At 37.4% G+C, this 24,517-nt stretch carries 27 protein-coding genes; 20 read left to right on the forward strand and 7 right to left on the reverse strand.

What is annotated here, in order from left to right:
* Positions 1-137: 137 nt before the first annotated feature.
* Entirely contained in the window at positions 138-809 is a 672-nt protein-coding gene (locus LOK41_RS02765; protein ID WP_241815073.1) for an NAD(P)H-dependent oxidoreductase, read from the reverse strand.
* 140 nt (positions 810-949) lie between these two features.
* Here LOK41_RS02765 and LOK41_RS02770 point away from each other — a divergent pair, with 140 nt between their 5' ends.
* The 3 genes from LOK41_RS02770 (at position 950) to LOK41_RS02780 (ending at position 3,544) form a co-directional block, all read left to right on the forward strand.
* Positions 950-1,276: a winged helix-turn-helix transcriptional regulator gene (locus tag LOK41_RS02770; protein WP_241815074.1), complete on the forward strand. Its 327-nt coding sequence runs from the start codon at positions 950-952 to the stop codon at positions 1,274-1,276.
* A gap of 224 nt (positions 1,277-1,500) precedes the next feature.
* Positions 1,501-2,514 (forward strand): GTP 3',8-cyclase MoaA, encoded by a 1,014-nt coding sequence (moaA, locus tag LOK41_RS02775; RefSeq protein ID WP_241815075.1) that lies wholly within the window; start codon positions 1,501-1,503, stop codon positions 2,512-2,514.
* Positions 2,515-2,530: 16 nt separating this feature from the next.
* Positions 2,531-3,544 (forward strand): molybdopterin-synthase adenylyltransferase MoeB, encoded by a 1,014-nt coding sequence (locus tag LOK41_RS02780; RefSeq protein ID WP_241815076.1) that lies wholly within the window; start codon positions 2,531-2,533, stop codon positions 3,542-3,544.
* A 30-nt stretch (positions 3,545-3,574) separates the two neighbouring features.
* Here the strand turns inward: LOK41_RS02780 and moaC are convergent, their stop codons facing one another.
* The gene (gene moaC, locus LOK41_RS02785; protein ID WP_241815077.1) at positions 3,575-4,066 is read right to left on the reverse strand and encodes a cyclic pyranopterin monophosphate synthase MoaC; all 492 of its coding nucleotides are present in this window, start codon (positions 4,064-4,066) and stop codon (positions 3,575-3,577) included.
* Positions 4,067-4,161: 95 nt separating this feature from the next.
* Here moaC and LOK41_RS02790 point away from each other — a divergent pair, with 95 nt between their 5' ends.
* The 5 genes from LOK41_RS02790 (at position 4,162) to LOK41_RS02810 (ending at position 7,894) form a co-directional block, all read left to right on the forward strand.
* Positions 4,162-5,451, forward strand: coding sequence for a molybdopterin molybdotransferase MoeA (locus tag LOK41_RS02790; protein WP_241815078.1), 1,290 nt, complete (start codon positions 4,162-4,164; stop codon positions 5,449-5,451).
* Positions 5,421-5,933 carry a molybdopterin-guanine dinucleotide biosynthesis protein B gene (mobB, locus tag LOK41_RS02795; RefSeq protein WP_277818454.1) on the forward strand — a complete coding sequence of 171 codons (513 nt, stop codon included), beginning with the start codon at positions 5,421-5,423 and terminating at the stop codon, positions 5,931-5,933. Before LOK41_RS02790 ends, mobB begins: the two co-directional genes overlap by 31 nt.
* Positions 5,933-6,403: a molybdenum cofactor biosynthesis protein MoaE gene (locus LOK41_RS02800; protein WP_241815080.1), complete on the forward strand. Its 471-nt coding sequence runs from the start codon at positions 5,933-5,935 to the stop codon at positions 6,401-6,403. Before mobB ends, LOK41_RS02800 begins: the two co-directional genes overlap by 1 nt.
* Complete coding sequence (gene moaD, locus LOK41_RS02805; protein WP_241815081.1) at positions 6,400-6,633, forward strand: molybdopterin converting factor subunit 1; 234 nt, start codon at positions 6,400-6,402, stop codon at positions 6,631-6,633. The genes LOK41_RS02800 and moaD overlap by 4 nt, the downstream gene beginning before the upstream one ends.
* Before the next feature lie 91 nt (positions 6,634-6,724).
* A complete protein-coding gene (locus LOK41_RS02810) occupies positions 6,725-7,894 on the forward strand; it encodes a nitrate/nitrite transporter (protein WP_241815082.1) in 1,170 nt (389 codons plus the stop codon).
* Between the two features lie 583 nt (positions 7,895-8,477).
* Here the strand turns inward: LOK41_RS02810 and LOK41_RS02815 are convergent.
* A complete protein-coding gene (locus LOK41_RS02815; protein ID WP_241815083.1) occupies positions 8,478-8,972 on the reverse strand; it encodes a CarD family transcriptional regulator in 495 nt (164 codons plus the stop codon).
* A gap of 283 nt (positions 8,973-9,255) precedes the next feature.
* On the opposite strand from LOK41_RS02815, the gene LOK41_RS02820 reads away from it, so the two are divergent.
* The 4 genes from LOK41_RS02820 (at position 9,256) to LOK41_RS02835 (ending at position 10,567) form a co-directional block, all read left to right on the forward strand.
* Positions 9,256-9,492 (forward strand): DUF2553 family protein, encoded by a 237-nt coding sequence (locus LOK41_RS02820; protein WP_241815084.1) that lies wholly within the window; start codon positions 9,256-9,258, stop codon positions 9,490-9,492.
* A 1-nt stretch (position 9,493) separates the two neighbouring features.
* Positions 9,494-9,676 carry a sporulation protein Cse60 gene (locus tag LOK41_RS02825; protein WP_241815086.1) on the forward strand — a complete coding sequence of 61 codons (183 nt, stop codon included), beginning with the start codon at positions 9,494-9,496 and terminating at the stop codon, positions 9,674-9,676.
* A 138-nt stretch (positions 9,677-9,814) separates the two neighbouring features.
* Positions 9,815-10,243, forward strand: a complete 429-nt coding sequence (locus LOK41_RS02830) for an SRPBCC family protein (RefSeq protein ID WP_241815087.1) — start codon at positions 9,815-9,817, stop codon at positions 10,241-10,243.
* The gene (locus LOK41_RS02835; RefSeq protein ID WP_241815088.1) at positions 10,244-10,567 is read left to right on the forward strand and encodes an ArsR/SmtB family transcription factor; all 324 of its coding nucleotides are present in this window, start codon (positions 10,244-10,246) and stop codon (positions 10,565-10,567) included. It begins immediately after the preceding gene.
* Between the two features lie 212 nt (positions 10,568-10,779).
* Here the strand turns inward: LOK41_RS02835 and LOK41_RS02840 are convergent, their stop codons facing one another.
* Both LOK41_RS02840 and LOK41_RS02845 read right to left on the reverse strand, forming a co-directional pair.
* Positions 10,780-12,213 carry an MDR family MFS transporter gene (locus LOK41_RS02840; RefSeq protein WP_241815089.1) on the reverse strand — a complete coding sequence of 478 codons (1,434 nt, stop codon included), beginning with the start codon at positions 12,211-12,213 and terminating at the stop codon, positions 10,780-10,782.
* Between the two features lie 117 nt (positions 12,214-12,330).
* Positions 12,331-13,596 carry a BaiN/RdsA family NAD(P)/FAD-dependent oxidoreductase gene (locus LOK41_RS02845; RefSeq protein WP_241815090.1) on the reverse strand — a complete coding sequence of 422 codons (1,266 nt, stop codon included), beginning with the start codon at positions 13,594-13,596 and terminating at the stop codon, positions 12,331-12,333.
* A gap of 150 nt (positions 13,597-13,746) precedes the next feature.
* Here LOK41_RS02845 and LOK41_RS02850 point away from each other — a divergent pair, with 150 nt between their 5' ends.
* Together LOK41_RS02850 and LOK41_RS02855 are read left to right on the forward strand one after the other, a co-directional pair.
* Entirely contained in the window at positions 13,747-15,399 is a 1,653-nt protein-coding gene (locus LOK41_RS02850) for a putative polysaccharide biosynthesis protein (protein WP_241815091.1), read from the forward strand.
* Between the two features lie 42 nt (positions 15,400-15,441).
* Entirely contained in the window at positions 15,442-16,176 is a 735-nt protein-coding gene (locus tag LOK41_RS02855) for a pseudouridine synthase (protein ID WP_241815092.1), read from the forward strand.
* An 83-nt stretch (positions 16,177-16,259) separates the two neighbouring features.
* On the opposite strand, the gene LOK41_RS02860 is transcribed toward LOK41_RS02855, so the two are convergent.
* A complete protein-coding gene (locus tag LOK41_RS02860) occupies positions 16,260-16,481 on the reverse strand; it encodes a DeoR family transcriptional regulator (RefSeq protein ID WP_000805512.1) in 222 nt (73 codons plus the stop codon).
* A gap of 357 nt (positions 16,482-16,838) precedes the next feature.
* Here LOK41_RS02860 and pepV point away from each other — a divergent pair, with 357 nt between their 5' ends.
* The 4 genes from pepV to LOK41_RS02880 all read left to right on the forward strand — a co-directional run bounded on the left by pepV (position 16,839) and on the right by LOK41_RS02880 (position 22,239).
* Positions 16,839-18,245: a dipeptidase PepV gene (pepV, locus tag LOK41_RS02865; RefSeq protein WP_241815095.1), complete on the forward strand. Its 1,407-nt coding sequence runs from the start codon at positions 16,839-16,841 to the stop codon at positions 18,243-18,245.
* 111 nt (positions 18,246-18,356) lie between these two features.
* A complete protein-coding gene (thpR, locus tag LOK41_RS02870; protein WP_241815096.1) occupies positions 18,357-18,911 on the forward strand; it encodes an RNA 2',3'-cyclic phosphodiesterase in 555 nt (184 codons plus the stop codon).
* Between the two features lie 131 nt (positions 18,912-19,042).
* On the forward strand, positions 19,043-21,184 hold the full coding sequence (pulA, locus tag LOK41_RS02875; RefSeq protein ID WP_241815099.1) for a type I pullulanase: 2,142 nt from the start codon (positions 19,043-19,045) through the stop codon (positions 21,182-21,184).
* Between the two features lie 257 nt (positions 21,185-21,441).
* Positions 21,442-22,239 (forward strand): phosphotransferase family protein, encoded by a 798-nt coding sequence (locus LOK41_RS02880; protein ID WP_241815100.1) that lies wholly within the window; start codon positions 21,442-21,444, stop codon positions 22,237-22,239.
* 4 nt (positions 22,240-22,243) lie between these two features.
* On the opposite strand, the gene LOK41_RS02885 is transcribed toward LOK41_RS02880, so the two are convergent.
* Positions 22,244-22,522, reverse strand: coding sequence for a YtzH-like family protein (locus LOK41_RS02885; RefSeq protein WP_174100190.1), 279 nt, complete (start codon positions 22,520-22,522; stop codon positions 22,244-22,246).
* 277 nt (positions 22,523-22,799) lie between these two features.
* Between LOK41_RS02885 and trmB the strand changes: the two genes are divergently transcribed.
* The gene (trmB, locus tag LOK41_RS02890; protein ID WP_241815101.1) at positions 22,800-23,453 is read left to right on the forward strand and encodes a tRNA (guanosine(46)-N7)-methyltransferase TrmB; all 654 of its coding nucleotides are present in this window, start codon (positions 22,800-22,802) and stop codon (positions 23,451-23,453) included.
* Between the two features lie 74 nt (positions 23,454-23,527).
* On the forward strand, positions 23,528-24,391 hold the full coding sequence (locus LOK41_RS02895; protein WP_241815102.1) for a YtnP family quorum-quenching lactonase: 864 nt from the start codon (positions 23,528-23,530) through the stop codon (positions 24,389-24,391).
* Positions 24,392-24,517 lie beyond the last annotated feature (126 nt).

The raw sequence follows: 24,517 nt of genomic DNA on the forward strand, positions 1-24,517 counted from the left end.
CTTCTTATTGTGGATGTAAACATGGTGTAAATGCAAGAAATATCTTTTTATTATAGGTTATAAGTTCGTGCTTAGCTGTGAACAAGCGCACATTTCATACTTAAAAAAAGAGTGTCTTTTGTAGACACTCTTTTACATTACTTAATCCATTCCACAACCATATCCATTGTTTGACGAGTTTTATCACGTTTTGGTTCTTCTGCGCGATAGCCAAAAGCAACTAAAACAGACACACCAAATGTATCATCTGAAATAATTCCTTCTTCTTTTAAAATCGCATCTACTTTTTCTTGATGAAACCCTTCAATTGGGCAAGAATCAATCCCGATTTGAGCAGCGGCAGTCATCATATTGCCAAGAGCAATATAAGTTTGTTTAGAAGCCCAATCAAACATGGTACGATCACTTTCTAATAATTGGAAATCAGACTCTTGAAATTCTTTATAAAAACCGCGTTTCATTGTTATAACTTCTTCAGGAAGTTGTTGAATATTTTTCATAAAGTTAGAAATATAGGATGAGTTATAAATCATCTCTTCTTTTTTACGAGCTAATATAACGACAAAGTGGCTTGCTGTTGGTAATTGTTTTTGAGCCCCCCAAGATACAGGAAGAAGCTTGTTACGAATATCTTGATTTTGAATCACAACAAATTTCCAAGGTTCAAAACCAAATGAACTTGGAGAAAGTCGGCCAGTTTCTAAAATAAAATGAAAATCTTCATCAGAGATTTTTTTATTTACATCAAATTCTTTACATGCATGTCTAAATTGATACGCTTTTAAAATTTCTTCTTTTGTATGTTTCATTTAAACAACCACCTTTTAATAATTTGCTTTTTTATAGTAAGTTGATTACAAAATTGATTCTACAATAGTAAAATAAAAGATGTAAGTACGCACATTTTTAGCATATAGTATCAATTTGTATACTAATGGAGAGTGACAAAATGGAACAGAAGGATATAAATCGTTGTTCGGTTGAAGTAACGTTAGATGTAATCGGTGGGAAATGGAAGGGAGTTATCTTATTTCATTTAATGAATGCCAAAGAGATTCGTTTTAATCAATTTGTACGATTGATGCCCGGCATTACACAACGCATGCTAACGAGGCAGTTAAGAGAACTTGAGGCGGCTGGAGTAATTCATCGTGAAGTATATAAAGAGGTTCCGCCAAAAGTGGAGTATTCTTTAACGGAATTCGGAAGGTCTCTTACACCAATTATCGCACTTATGCGTGAGTGGGGAAATGAGTATCGTGCGCAAATAAAGTAACTCCAACTGAAATGTGAATAAAATTTGAACAAATTTGTGAAGAATTTTTGAATGAAGAAGGCGATGTGAGAAATATCACAACGTGCCTTCTTCTTCTTTTTTATGATGAAGGCAAATAAAAACATAGAAAGTGAATAAAGAGCTTAAGCAAAAACATCGCAGTTTAAAAATATATTATAATAGAATGAAGACAGATAGAATTTAGCAGAAAAGGGGGGATAACGATGCGCGAGAAGATTACAGATTCTTTGCGGCGTCCACTTCAAGATTTACGCATTTCTGTCATTGATCGTTGTAATTTCAGATGTACATACTGTATGCCGGCTGAAGTGTTCGGGCCTGAGTATGCATTTTTACAAGAAGAATTTTTGCTTACATTTGATGAAATTGAACGACTAGCAAAATTATTTGTCGGCATGGGTGTAAAGAAAATTAGGCTTACGGGCGGAGAACCATTACTACGTAAAGATTTGCCAAAGCTTATTACACGGCTTGCAAAGTTGGATGGCTTAACAGATATTGGACTTACGACAAATGGGATTCATTTAACAAAGCAAGCAAAGGCGTTAAAAGAAGCTGGATTACACCGAGTGAATGTTAGTTTAGATGCGATAGAGGACGATGTGTTTCGCAAAATTAATGGCCGGAATATTAGTACAAAACCGGTACTAAAAGGGATTACCGCAGCAAAAGAAGTAGGACTCGATGTGAAAGTAAATATGGTTGTGAAAAAAGGAATGAACGATAGTCAAATTCTTCCGATGGCCACTTATTTTAAAGAACAGGGGATTTCACTTCGCTTTATTGAGTTTATGGACGTTGGCAGTACGAACGGCTGGAATTTTGAGCAAGTCATCACAAAGCAAGAGTTGATTGAGAAGATTAGCGAGGTATATCCGATTGAACCTGTAGATCCCCATTATTTCGGAGAAGTTGCGAAGCGTTATCGTTATGTCGGCAGTAATGCGGAAGTTGGATTTATCACTTCAGTTTCTGAATCTTTCTGTTCTTCTTGTACGAGAGCACGGATTTCGGCAGACGGTAAATTTTATACTTGTTTATTTGCAACGAAAGGAACAGATTTAAGAAGCTTACTTAGAGAGAATATTTCGGATGCCGATTTATTAAAGGCGATCAAAAACGTATGGGAATATCGAAAAGATCGGTATTCTGATGAGCGGACTGAAGAAAGTGCAAATAACCGCCCGAAAATTGAAATGTCTTATATTGGGGGATAAGGAAGGGGGGAGACATGTGCAGGAGCGTTATTCAAGACAAATGTTATTTTCAGGAATCGGCGAGACAGGTCAAAGGAAAATAAGGGAAAAGCATGTGCTCATAATCGGTGCCGGTGCATTAGGGGCAGCAAGTTCAGAGGCAATTGTAAGGGCTGGAATTGGAAAGCTGACGATTGCTGATCGTGATTATGTCGAGTGGAGCAACTTACAAAGGCAGCAGTTATATACAGAAGAAGATGCAACGCAGTATAAGCCGAAAGCAGTTGCAGCGGCTGAACGTTTAAGGCAGATTAATTCTGAAGTGGAGATTGTACCAGTTATAACGGATGTAGCGGTGCAAGAAATGGAAGAGTTAATTCAGAATGTGGATTTAATATTAGATGCGACTGACAACTTTGAAACGCGTCTTCTTATTAACGATATTTCGCAAAAATACAATATTCCTTGGATATATGGGGGATGCGTTGGAAGCTACGGGGTCACATATACAATTCTTCCGGGGAAAACACCGTGTTTCCGTTGTCTGATGGAGCATCCATCAAGCGGCGTGACATGTGATACGGCGGGAATTATACAACCAGCTGTACAAATAGTCGCCAGTCACCAAGTGACAGAAGCCCTTAAAATATTGGTAGAAGATTTTGGAGCGCTTCGTGAAACGATGCTGTCATTTGATCTTTGGAACAATCAGCATATGGCGTTTAAAGTAAATAGGCAGAAAAAAGATACGTGTCCATCTTGTGGAAAACTGCGCACGTACCCGAGTTTAGCATTTGAATCACAAATGAAAACAGAAGTGTTATGCGGCCGAAATACGGTGCAAATCCGTCCAGGAGTGCCGCAAACTCTTAACTTAGAAGAAATTAAAAAGCGCTTACAAAAAAGTGTAGATGTGCAAACGACGCCATATTTATTGTCATTTCTAATTAATGAATATCGTTTTGTTTTATTTACAGATGGCAGGGCATTTATTCATGGAACAAATGATATAAAGGTGGCGAAAGGGTTGTATGCGAGATATATAGGATGAACCTAAAGGAAAACCTTTAGGTTCAAGGGATTAGGACTGCGGATTTCTAACGTAGTCTCCGCTCTTCCCGCCTGTTTTTTTAAGTAAGTATGTCTCGCCAATAATCATACCTTTATCAACGGCTTTACACATATCATACACGGTAAGAGCAGTTGCAGAAGCTGCTGTTAAAGCTTCCATTTCAACGCCGGTACTGCCTTCTGTTTTCACTTTTACTTCAATAAGTAAACGATATTGTTCTTTCACTGTTTCCCATTCGAAGGAGACATCTACTCCTTTTAGAAGTAAAGGATGGCACATTGGGATAATATCAGAGGTGCGCTTGGCAACCATAATACCGGCAATTTGTGCCACGGCTAATACATCGCCCTTCCCAATTTCGTTTTGAACGATTTTATCATAAATTTCTTTCATAACTAAGATGCTAGAGCGAGCAATTGCTGTTCGGACAGTAGTTTTTTTATCGCTAATATCGACCATTTTCGCACGGCCTTGGTCATTAAAATGAGTAAATGAAGACATGGAATTCCTCCTTGAAGTAATTGCTATTATGATTAGCATTGTACAATATAAAGTGTAACCAAGATGTGATATTTTGCAAATATGGGGTGAAAAAGATGTTAGAAAAACGAGTGCCAATTCCAGTTGCTGAAGCAGTAGAAAAGGTTATGAAATACGCTCGGCAAGGTGAAATAGAAACAGTTTCTATTACAGAAAGCTATGGAAGAATTCTTGGAGAAGATGTTGTAGCAGATCATGATGTACCGCATTTTGATCGTTCTCCGTATGACGGATTTGCGATTCGAGCGGAAGATACAAAAGATGCGAGTCAAGATCATCCAATTGAATTTGAAGTAGTCGGAGAAATTGGAGCTGGTTCTGTTTTTATAGATGAAGTAAAGGCTTTCGAGGCGGTTCGGATTATGACAGGTGCAGCAATTCCAAAAGGTTGTGATGCAGTTGTCATGTTAGAACTGACGGAAGGGTTTGAGCATAACGGTAAAACGTATATGAAGTTAAAGCGTTCTTTTAAAACCGGTGATAATGTTTCGTTTAAAGGTGAAGATGTGAAACAAAATCAAATACTTGTAAAAAAAGGAACGAAGGTAAATCCGGGAGTAGCAGCACTGTTAGCGACGTTTGGTTACAGTTCAGTAAAGGTTATGAAACAGCCAGTTGTCGGAATCGTAACGACAGGAAGTGAGCTGTTAGAAGTGCATGAACCACTTCAGCCAGGAAAGATTAGAAATAGTAACTCTTATATGATCGCAGCTCAAATTGCTAGAGCCGGTGGAATCGTGAAGTATTATGGACAGCTTGCTGATGACTTAGAAAATTGCTATGAAGCAGTGAAAGCTGCGATGAATGAAGTGGATATTTTAATCACAACAGGTGGTGTTTCGGTAGGTGATTACGATTACTTGCCTGCAATTTACGAAAAGTTACATGCGAATGTCCTGTTTAATAAAATCGCGATGAGACCAGGTAGTGTCACAACAGTAGCTGAAGTAAATGGGAAATTGTTATTTGGATTATCAGGTAACCCGTCTGCTTGTTATGTCGGTTTTGAGTTACTCGTTCATCCAGTTGTTCAAACATTCCTGCATGTGAAAGAACCACATGCATATCGAGCTGATGCAATTTTAAAGAAGGATTTTCTAAAGGCAAATCCATTTACGCGATTTGTAAGAGGAAAAGTAGAGTTTGTTAATGGACAATTGCAAGTTATGCCAGTAGGACTTGATAAGTCGAGTGCGATTTCTTCCCTTGCAGATAGCAATGCTTTTATTGTTCTACCAGGAGGAACAAGAGGATTCGAAGCAGGAATGACAGTTTCCGTGCTATTGTTAGAATTGAATGAAGGAAGTGAGTGGCCATGGGCAGAACCGCTCCAATCTTACAAATAGTTGGCTATCAAAATAGCGGGAAAACGACGCTTACGGAGAAACTGATCCAAGCTTTTTCAGATAAAGGCATGAAAGTTGCTACAATTAAGCATCACGGGCATGGTGGATATCCAGAAGTACCACAAAAAGATAGTGAGCGTCATAGGCAAGCGGGTGCTGTTGTAAGTGCTGTAGAAGGAGCAGGATTATTATCTCTTTCTTCTCTTCGGGATGAATGGTCTTTACAAGAAATAATTCGTTTATATGATTTTTTTGAAGTGGATATGATTTTAATTGAGGGATATAAAGCGGAAAATTATCCAAAAGTGGTTTTACTTCGGACGAATGAAGATATTGCTTTACTAGATAAAGTAGAGAATGTGATAGCGGTTATTACATGGAATGATGCTGTGCAAAGTTTACAAGAAACATATAAAACATTTCATATAACAGAAGAAGAATTATATATAAAATGGCTCGTACAAACAATAAGAGGTGCATGATGACACATACGTATTATGAAGTAATCGACACACTAATTTCAATTGAAGAGGTAACAAATAAAGTCATTCGTCGTGAATGTGGTGCTGTGATAAGTTTCATTGGTACTGTAAGAGAATTTACGAAAGGACGCCGTACTTTATATTTAGAGTACGTAGCCTATAAGACAATGGCTGAGAAAATGCTTGCAAAAATTGGAGATGAAGTGAAAGAGAAGTGGCCTGGCACGCATGTTGCGATTACACATCGCATCGGTACACTGCAAATTTCTGATATTGCCGTTGTCGTTGCTGTATCAACACCGCACCGAAAAGCTGCGTATGAAGCGAATGAATACATTATGGAACGCATTAAAGAAATTGTTCCGATTTGGAAAAAAGAATTTTGGGAAGATGGCGATTCCTGGATTGGTGACCAGTTAGAAAAAACACCGTATCCAAATGGTGAACCTGGAAAGGAGATGGGAAAATGATTCATGTATTATTATTTGCACATTTACAAGAAGAAGCGGGAACAAACGAGCTGAAACTAGACTGTGAAAATATTACTGTTGCAGAATTAAAAGGTATCATTACGAAAGAACATCATATCGCAGTTTCAGAGCAAATTATGATCGCAATTAACGAAGAATATGCAAATGAAGATGACAAAATACAGTCTGGTGATGTGGTAGCATTGATTCCGCCAGTGAGCGGTGGTTGATTTTTTTCAGTCTAATCACGGAAATCTGTGATTAGACTGGAGGGAATTAATATATATTGTGAAATAATGAGCAAAATAGGAGGCGGAAAAGATGAGAAGTCCGAATTTTCAATTAGGTTTACAAACTTCTAATCTTGTTATTGGTTTTATGGTATGGGTGATTTTATCTTCGTTAATGCCATTTATTAAAGCGGATATTGCATTAACAGCAGGACAGATTTCCCTTGTTACAGCAGTACCCGTTATTTTAGGGTCAGTGCTTCGGATTCCAATTGGTTATTGGACCAATCGTTATGGCGCAAGAAAATTATTCTTTATAAGCTTTATCATTTTATTATTCCCTGTCTTTTATATTAGTATTGCGAACTCTATGATGGATTTAATTATCGGTGGTTTATTTGCAGGGGTTGGCGGAGCTGTGTTCTCCGTAGGTGTAACGTCCTTGCCAAAATATTATCCGAGAGAGCGTCACGGTTTTGTAAATGGTATTTATGGTGCTGGTAATGCAGGAACAGCGGTTACATCTTTCTTAGCACCTGTAATCGCAACTTCATTTGGCTGGAGAGCAACTGTCCAATCGTTCTTAATCTTACTTGCTGTCTTTGCACTTCTAAACTTTTTATTAGGAGATCGTAAGGAACGAAAAGTGAATACACCATTAATGGAACAATTAAAAGGTGTGTACAAAAATGAAAAATTGTGGTTCTTATGTATTTTTTACTTCTTAACTTTCGGTTCGTTCGTAGCATTTACAGTATACTTACCAAACTTCTTAGTATCTCACTTTGGATTAGACAAGGTAGATGCAGGTATGCGGACAGCTGGCTTTATCGTCTTAGCAACAGTTATGCGCCCAATTGGTGGTTGGCTCGGTGATAAATTTAACCCATTTAAAATTTTAATTTTTGTATTCATCGGTTTAACACTATCTGGCATTATTTTATCGTTTATGCCAAGTATGAATGTATATACATTCGGTTGCTTACTGGTGGCATTTTGCGCCGGAATTGGAAATGGAACGATCTTTAAATTAGTACCAATGTACTTTTCAGAGCAAGCAGGGGTTGTAAACGGACTTGTCGCAGCTTTAGGTGGTTTAGGAGGCTTTTTCCCGCCGTTAATTTTAACGTTACTATTCCAACTAACAGGTCATTATGCAATCGGATTTATGGCACTTTCAGAAGTAGCGCTTGCTTGTTTAATTATTACAGTTTGGATGTATAGCCAAGAGAAGCTGTTAATGATGTTGAATCATAAATAGAGGAAATAATTGTACTGGTTCTTAAAAAAGATAGAAAAAAGCAGCATGATTCTAGGTTTTGTACTGGAGTCATGCTGCTTTTTGTATTGGTTTGAAGGAAAGAAGACGAGGTAATCTATACTCGTTTTTTTCACTTTAAATGGGGCAGAAAGAGGACATGTCGGTTTTCAATTTGTATTTATCCCGCATTAACGGGCAGTAAGATCCCCACCTCAAGATTTAGAGAGAAACGAGGAAGGTAGGTGGGGGATCAACTGCCCGTAAAAGCCCGATTGGTTCAACTAATAATCAGTGGGGGATGAAGAAAACCCCACTGATTAAAGTTTCACTTTATCTCTATTTTGATTCTCAGCATACTAGTCACTGCTATGAAAATAAAAGGAAATCTCCACTCATTTTCTCCCTTTGTCTTTACTTGGCATGGGGCTAAAAAGGGCACTGACCGCTTCTACGCATGGCCGGATCCTCTCTTCCATCTAAAAAGAAAGCTTTTATATTGGGTTTTCAATTTGTATTTATATAGATATTTTTTTGTAAAAAAAAATAGCGGTCAGCTATTTTAAATTTGAATATATTTTTTATGTTAATGATTAATTGTATCTTGCAAGAAATCAGTTGCTTGATTTTCTGAAACATTTTGAACAAGTGCAACTTCACTAATTAAAATTCTCCGTGCGTTGTCCAGCATTTGCTTTTCACTCGCATTTAATGCTCTTTCTTTATTGCGGCGAATTAAATCACGAACAACTTCAGCACCGTCTGAGAGATTCCCATTTTTCATTTTCTCCATATTCATGGTATATCTTTGTTTCCATGAGAGTGAGGAGTCAGCTTCACCATTATGAAAGTCAACTAATACATCATTTAATGTGTTTTTGTCGACAACATAACGAATGCCTGAATTTTCTACTTTATCCATAGGGATCATCACTTGCATATCGCTAATCACCATGTGTATTACACAATACTGACGCGTTTTTCCTAACACTTCTTTATCCTCAATTGCTTCGATTATTCCTGCTCCGTGCATAGGGTAAACAATTTTATCACCGATTTGAAACAAATCATCCACCTCCATATGTGGTAACTACATGTAATGATAACACATATGGAGAAAAATATCAAATTTATTATATTAACATATGTTATGTATCCGTGTCAATAATTTAAGGTGGAATTTTCATCCTATTTTTATCTGAAAAAACACAGCGTTTTTTGAAAGAGTTGTAAATGAAAAGTAGGGTGTCTTGAGGGACTTTTGGTGAAAAATGCAAAGCATATCCACTTATTTTTAATCATAAAATGTAAAATCGCTAATACAATATACCTAAATCCGTTCTTTTTAAAGGAGGGGAGAGAAGGTGGGGCACACAATTAAAATTGATATTACGAATAAAGTAGTGGCAAGGTTTAAAGCAAATTATTTAGAATTATATACAAGTAAATTTATGATAGGTAAGTTTTATGTCTATACTGAAGATAAGAAATATGTGTTAGAAGACGGATATATATATGAAGATGGTAAGTTTTACCGCATCATAGATACGCACCGTGGCAATAATCAAGCGGCGGAGGGCTGCGATCTAGGATGGTGTTAAAATGATTCGAGTCAAGATGTTTGATGAAAGTCATGAAAAGGACTTGGAAGACTCTGTAAATGTGTTTTTGAAGAAGCTAAATGAAGAACAGCTTGTAGATATTAAATATCAAGTTGGTGTATCCATTAATGACGATGAAAATCAAATTTATTGTTTTTCGGCGATGATTATATATAAAACATAAAAAAGAGCTGCTGAGTCAGCTCTTTTTTATGTTTTTAAGTATGGATTACATAAGTTGACATAAAACCAAAAGGTGTTATATTATGAAAGACGAAACCAAAAGGTGTTGTATTTTAACGCCTTATAAAGGAGACATAATATGAATCAGCAAAATACATTACAAGACATTACACAGACAGTTCTTTTTGAAGCGCCTATTCAAAAGGTATGGAATGTAGTATCCACTGCAGAAGGAATTGCATCTTGGTTTATGCCAAATGACTTTGAACCAAAAGTAGGGCATGAATTTCATGTACAATCACCTTTTGGCCCATCACCATGCAAAGTGTTAGAAATCGATGAGCCTCATCGTTTATCTTTTTCGTGGGATACTGATGGCTGGGTTGTTTCGTTCATTTTAAAGGATCTAGGTGACAAAACAGAGTTCACTCTTATCCACGGCGGATGGAAACAGTCTGATGAGAAGATTTCGAAAGCGAACGAGAAAGCTTCTGTTATTCGTGATAGAATGGCAGGCGGATGGGCAATGATTGTGAATGAAAAATTGAAAAAGGTTGTTGAAGGCTAAGTGTCCTCATCAGCAGCGAAATATGACGTCTTTCAAGCAATTGCTGATCCAACGCGCCGAGAAGTACTTAAATTATTAACAAAAGAAGAATTACCAATTTCTAAAATAACAGATCATTTTCCGATAAGCCGTACAGCTGTAGCAAAGCATCTTCATATTCTTTCAGAAGCGAAATTAGTAAGCGGAAGAAAAGTTGGCAGGGAAAAGATATATTGTTTGCAGCCCGAACCGTTAGCTGAATTGCAGCAGTGGCTTTCTTATTATGAACAGTTTTGGAACAATAAATTGTCCATGCTGAAATATGTGGTGGAAAATGAAGAGTAAGTGTTGTTCTATATATGAGGGATTTTAAGGTATAAAGTGATAAATGAAATTATATCAGCGATTCTTCCAATATATCGACGCAAATTCGAATATATCGACGATTCGACAAAGGATATCGACCTTTCAACAAATAATGACAAAAAACAAGAGTCTGCTGGCTCTTGTTTCCCAACATGAAGAGGCTGATCGCTATAAGCGATCAGCCTCTATTTTTACTGTTCAGCGGTCTGCCTTCCTGGCTTTAATAGAAGCCAGCCGATAAATAGTGTAAGCAGTGCGAGCGCAAATGTACTCATATAAATAACATGTACGCTAGAAGCTAATGCCTCTTGTGATTTTGTTACTACATTTGCTGCGCCGCCATGTCCACCTGAGACAAGATCAACATTTTGCATGCCTTGCGCGTGAATCATCGTATTAAAGATGGTTCCGAAGATAGCAGCACTTAATGTTTGGCTAAATGTATTAATAAATGTATTTAAGCCAACTGCTGTTCCGCGTGTATGTGCTGGGACAGCCGCTTGAATGGTTACCATATAGATTGGTGTGATAAGGCCCATTCCTAAACCAAATAGTCCGACAGCAACATAAATAAGAAATGCTGGTGAATGAGTTGACAATGTAAATAATAAGAAGGTAGCAATGGATAAAATGCTAGCTCCAAGTAAAATAATTTGTTTCGTTTGTAATTTACCAACTAAATTTCCAGAAAAGATCGCACCGAATGTCCACATAACAGGAATTGGCATAAGAATAAGTCCAGCTTCTGTTGCGTTTTTTCCTAATACACCTTGGCTCCAAATTGGAAGGTACATTGTAATACTAATAATCATTGCACCAGCAATCAGTGTTAATATGTTTACTGTTGATAATGTGCGATTAGAGAAAAGTGCTAACGGAATTAATGGCTCCGGAGATTTTTTCTCGACGAATAAGAAGATAATGAATGAAACAGCTGCAAAGATTAAGAGGCCGATAATTGTAATGTCGCCCCAGTTTTGCTTACTACTTCCTGTTAGAAGTGCATAGAGTAACGCAATTGTACTTAGTGAGAAGATGATTGCACCAGGATAATCGATATGATGTTTCGCTGGTTTAATAGACTCTTTATAAGAAATGGCAATCATCGCACAAGCAAGAATTCCAAATGGAACGTTTAAGAAAAAGATGTAACGCCAAGAAAGAGAGTCAACTAAGAATCCACCTACTAGCGGCCCAATAACACCTGAAACGCCCCAAACAGCACTCATCCAACCTTGTGCTTTTGCACGATCTTTCGCTTCGCTATATAAGTCGCCGATAATCGTCATTGTAATTGGCATAACAGCGCCAGCACCTATACCTTGAAGAGCACGGAAGATGATTAATTGTTCCATTGATGTCACGACTCCGCATAGTGCAGAACCAATTAAAAAGATGGCTGCACCAATGAGAAGTACTTTTTTACGCCCGAATAAATCGGCTAATTTCCCATAAATGGGAGTTGAGACAGCTGTTGCGAGCATATAAATTGCATACACCCAGCTAACAAGTTCGACTCCAGCTAAATCACTCGTTATACGAGGAATTGCCGTACTTACAATCGTTCCTTCCACAGCGGAAAGAAACGTCATTAACATTAAAGATATCATGACTTTTTTTCGCATATGTTTTCCCCTTTGTTTCAATTATTCAACATTATAAAATATAAAGCTACTAAGCTATATAAAGCAACAAAAAAGAAACAGGAGTGGAAAGAATCCACCCATGTTTCTTTTTTAGTACTACACTTTCGCGTTTTGTCCTGCAGTTGTTCCGGCAATTCGGCCTGTAACAAGAGCGGAAGTAATATTATAGCCACCTGTATAGCCATGAATATCAAGAACCTCTCCACAGAAGTATAGGCCATTCATGAATTTAGAAGCCATTTCTTTCGGATAAATTTCTTTAACAGAAACACCGCCGCCTGTAACGAATGCTTTTTCGAGAGGTTGTGTGCCGTTTACTGTTATTTTAAACTCTTTGAAGTCTTTCACAAGTGCGCGAATCTTTTCGTGAGAAACTTGCCCAGCTTGCTCGCTACCGTCAATTCCGTTTCTTTCTAATAAGAATAAGAAGTAACGCTCAGGAACATATCCTTTTAAAACATTTTTGATTCCTTTTTTTGGCTCTTCTTTCATTTGTTTCATCATGCGCTGGAAGAGTTGTTCGCCATTTTCTTCCGGCAATGCATCAATGCTCATTTCTACCGCACGCATTTTAAATTTTTTCATCGTTTTTACGACGAATTGACTGCAACGAAGAGCAGCTGGACCAGAAATACCAAAGTGGGTAAATAGCATGTCCATTTTATGAGAAATGACAACTTTACCTTTTGGATTCAGTACGCTTACATTTACATCGCGTAAAGCGAGCCCTTGCAGTGTACGGTCACGAATAAATGGTTCGCTTGAAGTAATTGGAACTTCCGTTGGGAACAGTTCAGTAATGGTATGCCCAGCTTTTTCAGCCCAAGCGTAACCGTCACCAGTTGAGCCGGTGTGAGGAACAGATTTCCCGCCAACAGCGATCACGACATGATTTGTTTTCAAAACCTCACCTGTTTGAAGAACAACTGCTTTTGTTTGACCATCTGCATATTCAATCGTTTCAACAGGTGTATTCGTACGGATTTTAACGCCTAGTTCGTTTAGTCTCGTTAATAAAGCATCTACAACTGATTGAGCTTTATTAGAGACGGGGAACATGCGGCCATGGTCTTCTTCTTTTAACTTCACGCCAAGTTTTTCGAAGAATGTAATAATATCTTCATTATTAAAGATAGAAAAAGCACTGTATAAAAAGCGACCATTTCCTGGTATATGTTTGACAATTTCATCAAGTGGTAAGCGATTTGTTACGTTACAGCGGCCACCACCCGAAATGGCAAGTTTACGTCCAAGTTTATTTCCTTTATCAAGAAGCAAGACGCGTGCGCCTTCTTCAGCAGCACCGATTGCAGCCATTAAACCTGAAGGGCCTCCCCCGATGACAATAACATCATAATGCATAGTATATCGACCTCATTTTCTACATTTCCTGCCTAAAAGAATAGCATGTTTTCGTAGAAAAGAAAAATTCAGTGAGGTACTGTTTCACTGAAGAATTGTGGTACAATACAAAGGTTAGAGTTCAGCGTTATATATGTAGGAGGATCATCTATGTCTGATTCAAAATTTCTGCGCGGAACGCTTATTGTGACGTTAGGAACTTTTTTAGTTAAGTTCTTAGGCATGATTTATGTCTTTCCATTTCATGCCTTAGTTGGCACAGAAGGCGGAACGCTCTATACGTATGGATATATTCCATATACGATCTTTTTAAGTATTGCAACGGCGGGAGTGCCGCTTGCTGTTTCAAAGTTTGTTTCTAAATATAATGCGCTTGGAGATTATAAGACGAGCCGGAGAATGTTCCGCTCAGGAATAATTATGATGATTATATCAGGAATCCTTTCCTTCCTCGTTCTTTACATGTCTGCGCCATTATTTGCTGAGGCAATGCTTGGTAAACAAAGTGTACACAATAGTATAGAAGACGTTACGATGGTTATTCGCCTCGTAAGTTTTGCGCTTATTGTTGTACCAGCAGCAAGCTTAATTCGTGGTTATTTCCAAGGTCATCAATCAATGGGACCAACTACGGTATCACAAATTATTGAACAAATTATTCGTATTGTCTTTTTATTAGCGGGTAGTTTTATTGTCATTAAAGTAATAGGAGGATCAGTAGCAGAAGCAGTTGGAGTGGCAACTTTCGCAGCGTTTGTTTCAGCTGTGGGGGCGCTCGGTGTGTTAATATGGTACTGGTTAAAACGCAAAAAGCATCTCGATCAATATTTAATTGAACAAACTGTCCCAGAATCAACAGTAAGTACAATTCAATTATTTAAAGAATTATTTGCGTATGCAATTCCTTATGTTGTTATTGGGTTAACGATTCCTTTATATCAACAGATTGATACATTAACATTTAACTCTATTATGCAAGCAATTGGACAAGGGGATATTGCAGAACGAGCACTCGGTATCTTCACAATGTGGACGCATAAATTAATTATGATTCCTGTTTCACTTGCGACGGCGTTTAGCTTAACGCTTGTTCCAGCAATTACAAAATCATTTACAGAAAAACAATATCGCTATTTAAAACTGCAAATTACACAAACATTCCAGGCAAATATGTTTTTAACATTACCGGCGGTAGTTGGTATTTCTACGCTTGCGTATCCAATTTATACAGCGTTTTATGAAAAGGATCCATTAGGTGGACAAATACTGATGTGGTATGCGCCAGTCGCGTTACTATTTGCTTTATTTACAGTAACTTCAGCCATCTTGCAAGGAATTAACCAACAAAAACATGCAATTATTGCGCTTGGTATGGGTGTTATTTTGAAATTCTTATGTAACGTAATCTTTATTCGTTACTTCGGTACAATTGGAGCTGTTTTAGCAACAGCTGTCGGTTTCTTAGTTTCCGTTTGGTATACGAATAAACAGATTCGAAAACATGCACACTATTCATTCGGTGTCGTATATAAGAGAACTTTCCAAATTGCAGTATTAACGCTTGTGATGGTAGTTGTAGTAAAACTATCACAAGGACTACTATCCTTTGTAATTTCGCCTGATGGTCGTTTTGGCGCACTCATTACAGTTGCGGTTTGTGCAGGGATTGGCGGCCTTACTTACGGAATTTTAGCAATTCGCACAGGTGTACTTGAAAGAGTATTTGGCGGAGAAGCTGTAGAGAAGATTCAGCGTAAGCTTGGTAGTAAGCTGAAAATAAAGATAAAATCAAAAGGGGCGTAATAGACGTCCCCTTTTCTATGATAAATACAAGAAGGTGAAAGAATGAGATTAGATAAATTATTAGCAAATATGGGATACGGAAGTAGAAAAGAAGTAAAGAAATTATTAAAGGACGGCGTTGTGAAAATTGATGGGGCGCCAGTCAAAGATGCAAAGTTTCATGTGAATGTAGAAGAACAAGAGGTTACGATTCACGGTGAAATTGTTGAATATAAGGAATTTGTATATTTAATGATGCATAAACCACAAGGTGTCATTTCGGCAACAGAAGATGATAATCATGAAACAGTTGTTGATTTATTAGAATTAGAAGATGCGATTTTCGATCCGTTTCCAGTTGGAAGACTAGATATTGATACGGAAGGGTTCCTATTGTTAACAAATGACGGGAAGCTTGCTCATCAGCTATTATCTCCGAAAAAACACGTGCCGAAAAAATATTATGCACACGTAGCTGGAGTTGTAACAGAAAAAGATGTAGAAGAATTTGCAAAAGGTGTAATTTTAGATGATGGCTATGAAACGAAGCCAGGTGAACTTACAATTTTGAAAAGCGACGATGTGTCTGAAATTGAGCTTGTCATTACAGAAGGAAAATTCCATCAAGTAAAGCGCATGTTTGAAGCGGTAGGGAAAAAAGTTGTTTACTTAAAGAGAACAGAGATGGGACCTTTAGTATTAGATGCAGAATTAGAACTTGGTCAGTACCGCGAATTAACAGATGAAGAAGTAGACATGTTAAAAACATATCAAGTTCAAACAGAGAATCAAGATTGAGACCGATTCCAAAAAATAGAAAGAACCCCTTTCTGATTTCACAGAAAGGGGTATGTATTATATTTTAGATACAATTGTTTTCGTTATGAGGTCATTCTCACTTTCTTTCCTGTTGTTGTCCACTTGCCGCGGCAAGGGCTATACACGAGCTCATTAAACTGCAACACATTCAGATCACGTTGTATTGTTCGCGGTGTGATCCCGAACTCATCTACAAGGTCTTTCGTCGTTACCGTACCATTCTCATTGATGTACATATAAATTGATTTAATGCGTGTTAGCATACGAGTAGTTGTAGGTTTCAAGAGAAAACCACTCCTCTACTAGTTTTTTTGACCCCATTCAGGAAAGAAGGTCTTTACTACCATTGTACTCCACATGACAAATTTCATGCTTTAACCTAGTTAAATTTTACAAAAGTTTAACAAATAATAAAATAGAAAAATATTGGTAGTTGACATTCTATGTCTCTTCTATCAACTACCACATAAATTTCTACGTAAACCGTCAAATTCCTGCAAATTTTTTTAGAAAAACAAAAGAAAAACTAATATGAAATGTCTGAAATATTGAAATTGTTCGTTACTTGGTGTTCTCCTGTTGGCATATCGGATTTTCGTTTGCTATGATAAAAGAGAGAACATAGAAGAGGTGAATGAGTTATGTCAGCAATTAATTGGACAGAAGAAGTTGAGAAAAGAAAAGAAGAATTAATTCATGACGCGCAACAATTTCTGCAAATTAAAAGCGTATGGGAAGAAGAAACAGCAGAAGAAGGGGCACCGTTTGGAGAAGGTGTAGCGAAAGCACTTTCGTTCATGCTACATAAAGGGGAAGTAGAAGGATTTACTTCTAAAAATTTAGAAGGGTATGCAGGGCATCTTGAAATGGGACAAGGAGAAGAATTAGTGGGTATTCTTTGTCACGTTGACGTTGTACCAGAAGGAGATGGCTGGACAACACCTGCATACAGCGCTGATATTCGTGATGGAAAGATTTTTGCACGTGGTGCAATTGATGATAAAGGGCCGACAATGGCAGCTTATTATGCGATGAAAATTGTAAAAGAATTAGGATTACCACTTTCAAAACGCGTACGTATGATTTTAGGAACGGATGAAGAAAGTAACTGGAAATGTGTTGATCACTATTTTAAGAATGAAGAAATGCCAACAATGGGGTTTGCGCCAGATGCTGATTTTCCTATTATTAATGCGGAAAAAGGGATCTCTGATATACAAGTTGTGCAAAAGAGTAGTGAAACAAAAAGCGGAGAATATGAGCTTGTTTCATTTTCTTCAGGTCGCCGTTTAAATATGGTTCCTGATTTCGCAGAAGCAGTGGTTACGACTGAAAAAGCAGCGACGATTAAAGATACTTACGAACAATACTTAAAAGATGAGAAGAAAACAGGGACAGCAAATGTAGAAGGGAATACTGTGACGTTACAAGTAGAGGGAGTTTCTGCTCACGGTTCTACTCCTGAAAAAGGTGAAAATGCTGGTCTCTTGTTAGCGAACTTTTTAACAACAATTGCTCTTGACTGTAAAGGTGCTTCATTTGCGGCATTTGTTGCAGAAACATTTACGAACGATACGCTTGGAGAAAAAGCAGGGATCGCTTATAAAGATGAAATTAGCGGACCGTTAACAGTGAATGTGGGTCGCCTTTCTTATACGAAAGAAGAAGGCGGAAACTTAGGATTAAATGTACGCTACCCAGTAACAACAAATTTTGAAGAAACAGTGCAGAAACTAAAAGACTATGCCAGCAAGAACGACTTCCAAGTAGCCGATTACTCTAACTCACGTCCACATCATGTTAATAAAGATCATGTTTTAATTCGTACATTGCAACGTGTATATGAAGAACAAACAGGAGAAAAAGCAGAGTTATTAGCAATCGGCGGTGGTACATATGCTCGTTCATTAAAAGCTGGTGTCGCATTCGGACCGCTATTCCCTGGTAAAGAAGAGCTTGCCCATCAAAAGGATGAGTATATTGAAATAGAAGATTTACTAAAAGCGACAGCAATTTATGCACAAGCAATTTATGAATTAGCGAAATAGGTTGATTGTATGCTGAAATATGACCGCTCTCTATTTGGAGGGCGGGTTTCTTTATATTGTTGGAATGAGATGCAAAAGAAAAGCAACAATAATAAAAAGGAGAAGATATAAATGGTACCACATTATTTTTTAGCAGTTACCCTGCCAAATCATATAAAAGAAAGGCTTGCGAGTTATAAAGAGGAAATGAAAGACAAGTTACCATTTCGCTCATGGGTACATAAAGAAGACTATCATATTACACTCGCCTTTTTAGGGAGTGCAACGCAGGAACAACTGCAAGGAATAGAGAAAGGATTACAACTCCTTGTGAATACACCAGAGTTAAATCTCACGCTGCAAAACTTTTCTACATTCGGCCTAGTAGAGAGCCCGCGTATATTTTGGGCTGGATTGCAAGAAAATCAAGCGTTATTTGATTTGCAAAAACAGGTGCATGCGATTTGTGAGAGAAATGGTTTTTCACTTGAAACACGTCCGTATCATCCGCATATTACTGTTGCCCGTAAGTGGATGGGAGAAGAAAAATTTAATCCTACAACCCTGAAACCAATGGATGCGGTATTGTTTCAGGCTAACACCATTACATTGTACGAGTCTCACGTCCATCAAACTCCGAAGTATAGATCAATTTGTGAAATAAAGTTACAGAACTTTAAAGTGTAAAAAACGTTTCTTATGAATGTGAATATACTATAGAAAATGGTAAGTTTGTGTGTAGCGTGCGATTCATCTTTAGGAGTACCTATTTGTAAAAGGGAGTTTCATTTTAATTTCGAGAATGATGGTGATTTTTTATGCTGAAAGTAAAGCGTCCATTTGAAGCCTATTTAGATGAAATGAATAAAATTACAATCTTGCTCCCGCATACGTATGGAACAAGCCGGACATTTTTTATACAGGAAGGAAATCATGTATGGGAGCTTAAGATTGCTCAAATCATATCTCTTCCAGATGTAACAAAGTATGAATGTTATATAGAATATCCACTCGATGTGGGAAAGTATTATACAGTGCGAGATGAGCGAAATGAAGAAACAGATTTACAAATTGGAGCGGTTATTCGAACAGCTGTATTTGATGAAAAATATTATTATGATGGTAGCGATTTAGGAGTTTGTTATGGAAAGGAAAAAACAACTTTTAAGATGTGGGCACCAACTGCAAGACTTGCGAAAGTAAGAATTTATAAAAACGATAAAGAGTATATGGATTATGAGATGAAAAGAGAAGAGAATGGTGTTTGGTCCCATGTTTTACAAGGAGATTTTGAGGGGGCGCAGTACACATTTCTCGTTTGTATTAATTTGATATGGAATGAAGCTGTAGATCCATATGCAAAATCCGTATCAGTTAATGGTAAGTATGGAATTGTGGTTGATCTTGAGAAGACATATATAAAGAAGCAAAATGCGTTGCCGAAACTAGATTCTTTTACCGATGCAATTCTTTATGAAGTCCATATTCGTGATGCTACTATGCATCCAAATAGTGGTGTGGCAAAAAAGGGGACGTATGTGGGATTAACAGAAGAGAATACGAAGGGGAAACTTGGGACAGAGACGGCCTTTTCTTATATAAAAGGATTAGGGGTTACACATGTTGAAATTTTACCTCTTCATCATTTTGCTGGAGTAGATGAAATGCGTCCTTTTGCAGCGTATAACTGGGGCTATAACCCATTATATTACAACGTCCCAACAGGTGTGTATGCAAGTGATCCTACCGATCCTTATAATCGAATCAAGGATTGTAAACAACTTATTGAGAAGTTTCATGAACGTGGACTCCGCGTGATTTTGGATGTTGTATACAACCATGTATATGAAAGAGAAACGTCATCTTTTGAAAAGCTTGTACCAGGATATTATTTCAGACATGATGAAAATGGCATGCCATCAAATGGAACGGGAGTTGGGAATGATATAGCATCAGAACGAAAAATGATGCGGAAATTTATTATTGATTCTGTTCTATATTGGCTTACTGAATATAACGTTGATGGTTTTCGCTTTGATTTAATGGGAGTTTTAGATGTGGAAACGATGAATGAATTAGAAAAGGAAGTCAGGAAAATAAAAAAGGATACACTGTTGTTGGGGGAAGGATGGGAGCTGCAAACACCGCTTCCACTAGAGGAGAAAGCGACGCTTAACAATGCAAACAAAATGCCACGAATTGCACAGTTCAACGATCAATTCCGTGATGCGATAAAAGGTAGTACGTTTGATGTAAGTAAGCGTGGTTTTGCGTTTGGAGGAAGTGTAGACCCCGCTCATTTACAATATGTGCTAACAGGAAGTCTTGTAAATGAAAAAGGAGACGGGTTATTTTTAGAGCCCATTCAAAGTGTTAACTATGTGGAATGTCATGACAATATGACGATGTGGGATAAACTCGTGCGTAGCAATCAGGAAACGGAAGAAGTACAAAAAAGGCGCCATCGTTTAGCGACAGCGATGACATTGCTCTCACAAGGAATCCCGTTTTTACATGCAGGACAAGAGTTTTATCGTTCTAAGAAAGGAAATGAAAATAGTTATAATGCGCTTGATGAAATTAATCAGCTTGATTGGGATCAAAAAGAGAAGGAAATGGAAACAACTTCTTATATAGAAGGTTTGATTGCGATTCGTAAGGCGCATAGAGCGTTTCGCTTGCCGGCGGCTCATCTTATAAAGAAGCATATGACATTTTTACAAGCGCCTCCTACTGTTGTTGCGTATCATTTACAAAATGTAGGAGAGTTCGGTCCATGGAAAGAAATCGTTGTTTTATTTCATAATGGTGTGCAATTAGAAACGATTTCGTTGCCAAAACATGACATGTGGTACGTATTAGCCGATGATACAAAAGCAAAAATACAGCCAATTTCTTCATTTCAAGGAAGTGAATTTCAAGTGGCCCCGATTAGCTCGTATATATTGGCGATAATGTGACAAATCGCTACTTGACGATGAGAATGTAATAAATGTAGAATTGACAAAGGTGACGATTTTGATAAAATGTCATTCTAATATTGGTTTTGTACAATAAAGTAAAAGGATGGGCGGTTCGTTTGTCCTCATCTCTTGGCTTATGCCAAGTTTTCTTTCATTTAATTACAGTAAAAAAATATATGAATCCACAACATGTTCAAAAGGTGTTGCGGTTTTTCTTTTCATAACTATAAAAGATAAGGATTTGTTAACGGGTAATGAATATGGAATGGTTGGAACAATTATTAGGAGAAGAGTGGAGTCTTATACCAGCTGGTGGGGCAACAGGCGATGCGTATATTGCGCAAAATGGACAACAAAAGCTATTTTTAAAGCGGAATACATCGCCTTTTTTAGCGGTATTGTCGGCAGAAGGAATTGTTCCAAAATTACTTTGGACAAGAAGAGTGACAAACGGCGATGTAATTTCGGCTCAAAAGTGGCTTCCAGGGAAAAAGTTAGAGCCAGAGGATATGAAACTAGAGCGTGTTGCGAAGCTTTTAAAAAAAATACATTCATCTAAAGCACTTGTGCAAATGATACAAAGGCTTGGAAAGCAGCCGCTGCATGCACAGGAGTTATTAGAACAATTGTATTTTATTTTAAGAGGAGACATAAGAACGGATGAAACAATTCAGACAGGGCTGGAGTATTTAAAAGCTACACTGAAGGATATTGAATATGATGAATTTGTTGTATGTCACTGTGACGTGAATCATAACAATTGGTTATTATCGAATGAAGATGAATTATTTTTAATTGATTGGGACGGAGCTGTTATTGCAGATCCTGCCCTCGATCTTGGCATGTTATTACATTGGTATGTTCCGCGGCACGAATGGGACGAGTGGTTAGCGTATTATGGAATTGAAATGAATGAATCATTGATTCGTCGTATGAAGTGGTATGTAGTAGCACAAACTATTTTATCTGTTCAATGGCATACAACAAAAAAACAGCAAGCAGAAGCTGAATATTGGCATCAATATTTACAGCAACTACTTGCTTCAGAGTAAAGAATTAAGAGAAATTGTCCATTCCAGAAATCCATTGCGTGAGTTGCTCTTGATTACTAGAAATATGATTGTCTAAATCAGGAGAATATTTACCCGATTGACTATAGTAATATACATCGTTTAGCATTGCTTTTACGTCGCTGTTCACGTTATCGTTTGCAAGCAATGATTGTATGAGCCGTTCTAATTGTTCGCACTCAGAAACCGTTCCACAGCAATCACTTTGGTGATTGATTAAAATATCTTTTAAAACTTCTAATTGATGTTGTTGATTAATCGGCATGACTGGATCATCCTTTCGATTGTTGTTCAATGTGAACAAGTAAGAGAAATTTTCTGTTTCGTCATGGAGTAGCTAATCAGTGGCTAACGAAACCTTTCTACAGAAATGAAAGTTTCGTTCTATGCTCTTTGTAGTTTGTATCAAAATGGTACACCTTATACTTGAAAGAAACGGACCGAGTGCTCGTACGTACTTGGTTTTTTGTTTGATAGATTGATTAAAAAGAAAGAAGGAATGAACCTTCAAAAAATAGTTTGGTAAAGAGAGGGAGACATATATGCGTTTAAGACATAAACCATATGCAATGGATCGAATCAATGAGTACTCACAGTTTGTAATTGGAAATCCAGAGGAGCGTCGTGGCAATTGGCAAGAAGTGTTTGGAAATGACAATCCAATTCATATTGAAGTAGGAACAGGTCGTGGCCGTTTCGTTTATGAGATGGCAAAAGCAAACCCACATATTAATTATATCGGAATTGAAAAATTCACAAGTGTTATCGTAGATGCGCTTGATAAGTTAATTGAAGAAGAAGTACCAAATTTAAAATTAATGAATAAAGATGCTGAAGATTTAACAGTGTTCTTTGCAAAAGGAGAAATTGACCGTGTGTATTTAAATTTCTCAGATCCATGGCCAAAAAACCGTCACGCAAAGCGTCGTTTAACGTATAAAACGTTTTTACGTAATTATGAAGAAGTGTTAGCAACGGGCGGAGAAATTCATTTTAAAACGGATAACCAAGGTTTATTTGAATACTCTCTTATGAGTATGGCTGAATATGGTATGCTACTCACATTCCTTAGCTTAGATCTTCATAATAGTGATTTTAAAGGTAACATTATGACGGAATACGAAGAGAAGTTTTCTAGTAAAGGACATCGTATTTATCGTGTTGAAGCGAAATATCGTACAGAACCTGCGCAGTAATGCACAGGTTTTTTTATGTGGAAAAATAATCTGAATTTTATGTTAAAATTGAAGTGAAAAAGGGGGAATATGGAATGGAATCTTTAAACATTGGAGAAATCAAAGTCACATGGCTCTGCGGTGGGAATACTCACTTAGATGGGGGAGCAATGTTTGGAGTTGTACCGAAAGTTTTATGGTCACGCAAATATAAACATAATGATACAAATCATATTTATTTACGGACAGACCCATTGCTTGTGCAAACAAAAGATGGGAACATGCTTATCGATTCAGGCATTGGTAATGATAAAATGAATGAAAAGATGAAGAGAAATCAAGGTGTGACGGCAGAATCGTCAGTTGAAATTTCTCTAGCGGAGCGTGGTTTAAAGCCGGAAGATATTCATTACGTATTAATGACGCACCTTCATTTTGATCATGCATCAGGATTAACGAAATGGGAAGGAAGTAAGCTTGTTCCAACGTTTCCAAATGCAAAAGTATATGTGTCAGAAACAGAATGGAATGAAATGAGAAATCCTAATATTCGGTCTCGTAATACATACTTGAAAGAAAATTGGGAGCCAATTGTAGAGCAAATTGTTACCTTCAAAGAAGAAATACAAATTTCAGATGAAGTAAGAATGGTGCATACAGGCGGACATAGCGATGGTCATGCTGTGATTGTTCTTGAAAGCAAGGGGGAAACGATGCTGCATTTGGCAGATTTATTACCAACGCATGCACATCAAAATGTATTATGGGTTATGGCTTATGATGATTACCCAATGACATCTATTGAACATAAGCAGAAGTGGATGAAGTACGGAGTGGAGAAAAAGGCATGGTTTACATTTTACCATGATGCGTATTACCGCGCTGTGAAGTGGGATGAGGAAGGGAATATGATAGAGAGAGTAGAACGAAAAAAGACAAATGTACCAAGTGAAGTGTAAGAAAGTTAGAAGAGTTGTGAAGTGGAGGGGTGACCCTCCACTAAAAAAGTAAGATTTTTATGTTCTCCTTTAATTGTAAGTCAATTAGTTGTCAGGATTTGTCGAAAGAATAAACTTTAAAATATT

The sequence above is a fragment of the Bacillus sp. TL12 genome (assembly GCF_022625245.1).
GTDB lineage: Bacteria > Bacillota > Bacilli > Bacillales > Bacillaceae_G > Bacillus_A.

Bases quoted from the DNA above. Each gene is read 5' to 3' on its own strand.
- LOK41_RS02765 (WP_241815073.1), bottom strand. From the start codon at position 809: ATGAAACATACAAAAGAAGAAATTTTAAAAGCGTATCAATTTAGACAT.
- LOK41_RS02770 (WP_241815074.1), top strand. From the start codon at position 950: ATGGAACAGAAGGATATAAATCGTTGTTCGGTTGAAGTAACGTTAGAT.
- moaA (WP_241815075.1), top strand. From the start codon at position 1,501: ATGCGCGAGAAGATTACAGATTCTTTGCGGCGTCCACTTCAAGATTTA.
- moaC (WP_241815077.1), bottom strand. From the start codon at position 4,066: ATGTCTTCATTTACTCATTTTAATGACCAAGGCCGTGCGAAAATGGTC.
- LOK41_RS02790 (WP_241815078.1), top strand. From the start codon at position 4,162: ATGTTAGAAAAACGAGTGCCAATTCCAGTTGCTGAAGCAGTAGAAAAG.
- mobB (WP_277818454.1), top strand. From the start codon at position 5,421: ATGGGCAGAACCGCTCCAATCTTACAAATAGTTGGCTATCAAAATAGC.
- LOK41_RS02800 (WP_241815080.1), top strand. From the start codon at position 5,933: ATGACACATACGTATTATGAAGTAATCGACACACTAATTTCAATTGAA.
- moaD (WP_241815081.1), top strand. From the start codon at position 6,400: ATGATTCATGTATTATTATTTGCACATTTACAAGAAGAAGCGGGAACA.
- LOK41_RS02810 (WP_241815082.1), top strand. From the start codon at position 6,725: ATGAGAAGTCCGAATTTTCAATTAGGTTTACAAACTTCTAATCTTGTT.
- LOK41_RS02815 (WP_241815083.1), bottom strand. From the start codon at position 8,972: ATGGAGGTGGATGATTTGTTTCAAATCGGTGATAAAATTGTTTACCCT.
- LOK41_RS02825 (WP_241815086.1), top strand. From the start codon at position 9,494: ATGATTCGAGTCAAGATGTTTGATGAAAGTCATGAAAAGGACTTGGAA.
- LOK41_RS02830 (WP_241815087.1), top strand. From the start codon at position 9,815: ATGAATCAGCAAAATACATTACAAGACATTACACAGACAGTTCTTTTT.
- LOK41_RS02840 (WP_241815089.1), bottom strand. From the start codon at position 12,213: ATGCGAAAAAAAGTCATGATATCTTTAATGTTAATGACGTTTCTTTCC.
- LOK41_RS02845 (WP_241815090.1), bottom strand. From the start codon at position 13,596: ATGCATTATGATGTTATTGTCATCGGGGGAGGCCCTTCAGGTTTAATG.
- LOK41_RS02850 (WP_241815091.1), top strand. From the start codon at position 13,747: ATGTCTGATTCAAAATTTCTGCGCGGAACGCTTATTGTGACGTTAGGA.
- LOK41_RS02855 (WP_241815092.1), top strand. From the start codon at position 15,442: ATGAGATTAGATAAATTATTAGCAAATATGGGATACGGAAGTAGAAAA.
- pepV (WP_241815095.1), top strand. From the start codon at position 16,839: ATGTCAGCAATTAATTGGACAGAAGAAGTTGAGAAAAGAAAAGAAGAA.
- thpR (WP_241815096.1), top strand. From the start codon at position 18,357: ATGGTACCACATTATTTTTTAGCAGTTACCCTGCCAAATCATATAAAA.
- pulA (WP_241815099.1), top strand. From the start codon at position 19,043: ATGCTGAAAGTAAAGCGTCCATTTGAAGCCTATTTAGATGAAATGAAT.
- LOK41_RS02880 (WP_241815100.1), top strand. From the start codon at position 21,442: ATGAATATGGAATGGTTGGAACAATTATTAGGAGAAGAGTGGAGTCTT.
- LOK41_RS02885 (WP_174100190.1), bottom strand. From the start codon at position 22,522: ATGCCGATTAATCAACAACATCAATTAGAAGTTTTAAAAGATATTTTA.
- trmB (WP_241815101.1), top strand. From the start codon at position 22,800: ATGCGTTTAAGACATAAACCATATGCAATGGATCGAATCAATGAGTAC.
- LOK41_RS02895 (WP_241815102.1), top strand. From the start codon at position 23,528: ATGGAATCTTTAAACATTGGAGAAATCAAAGTCACATGGCTCTGCGGT.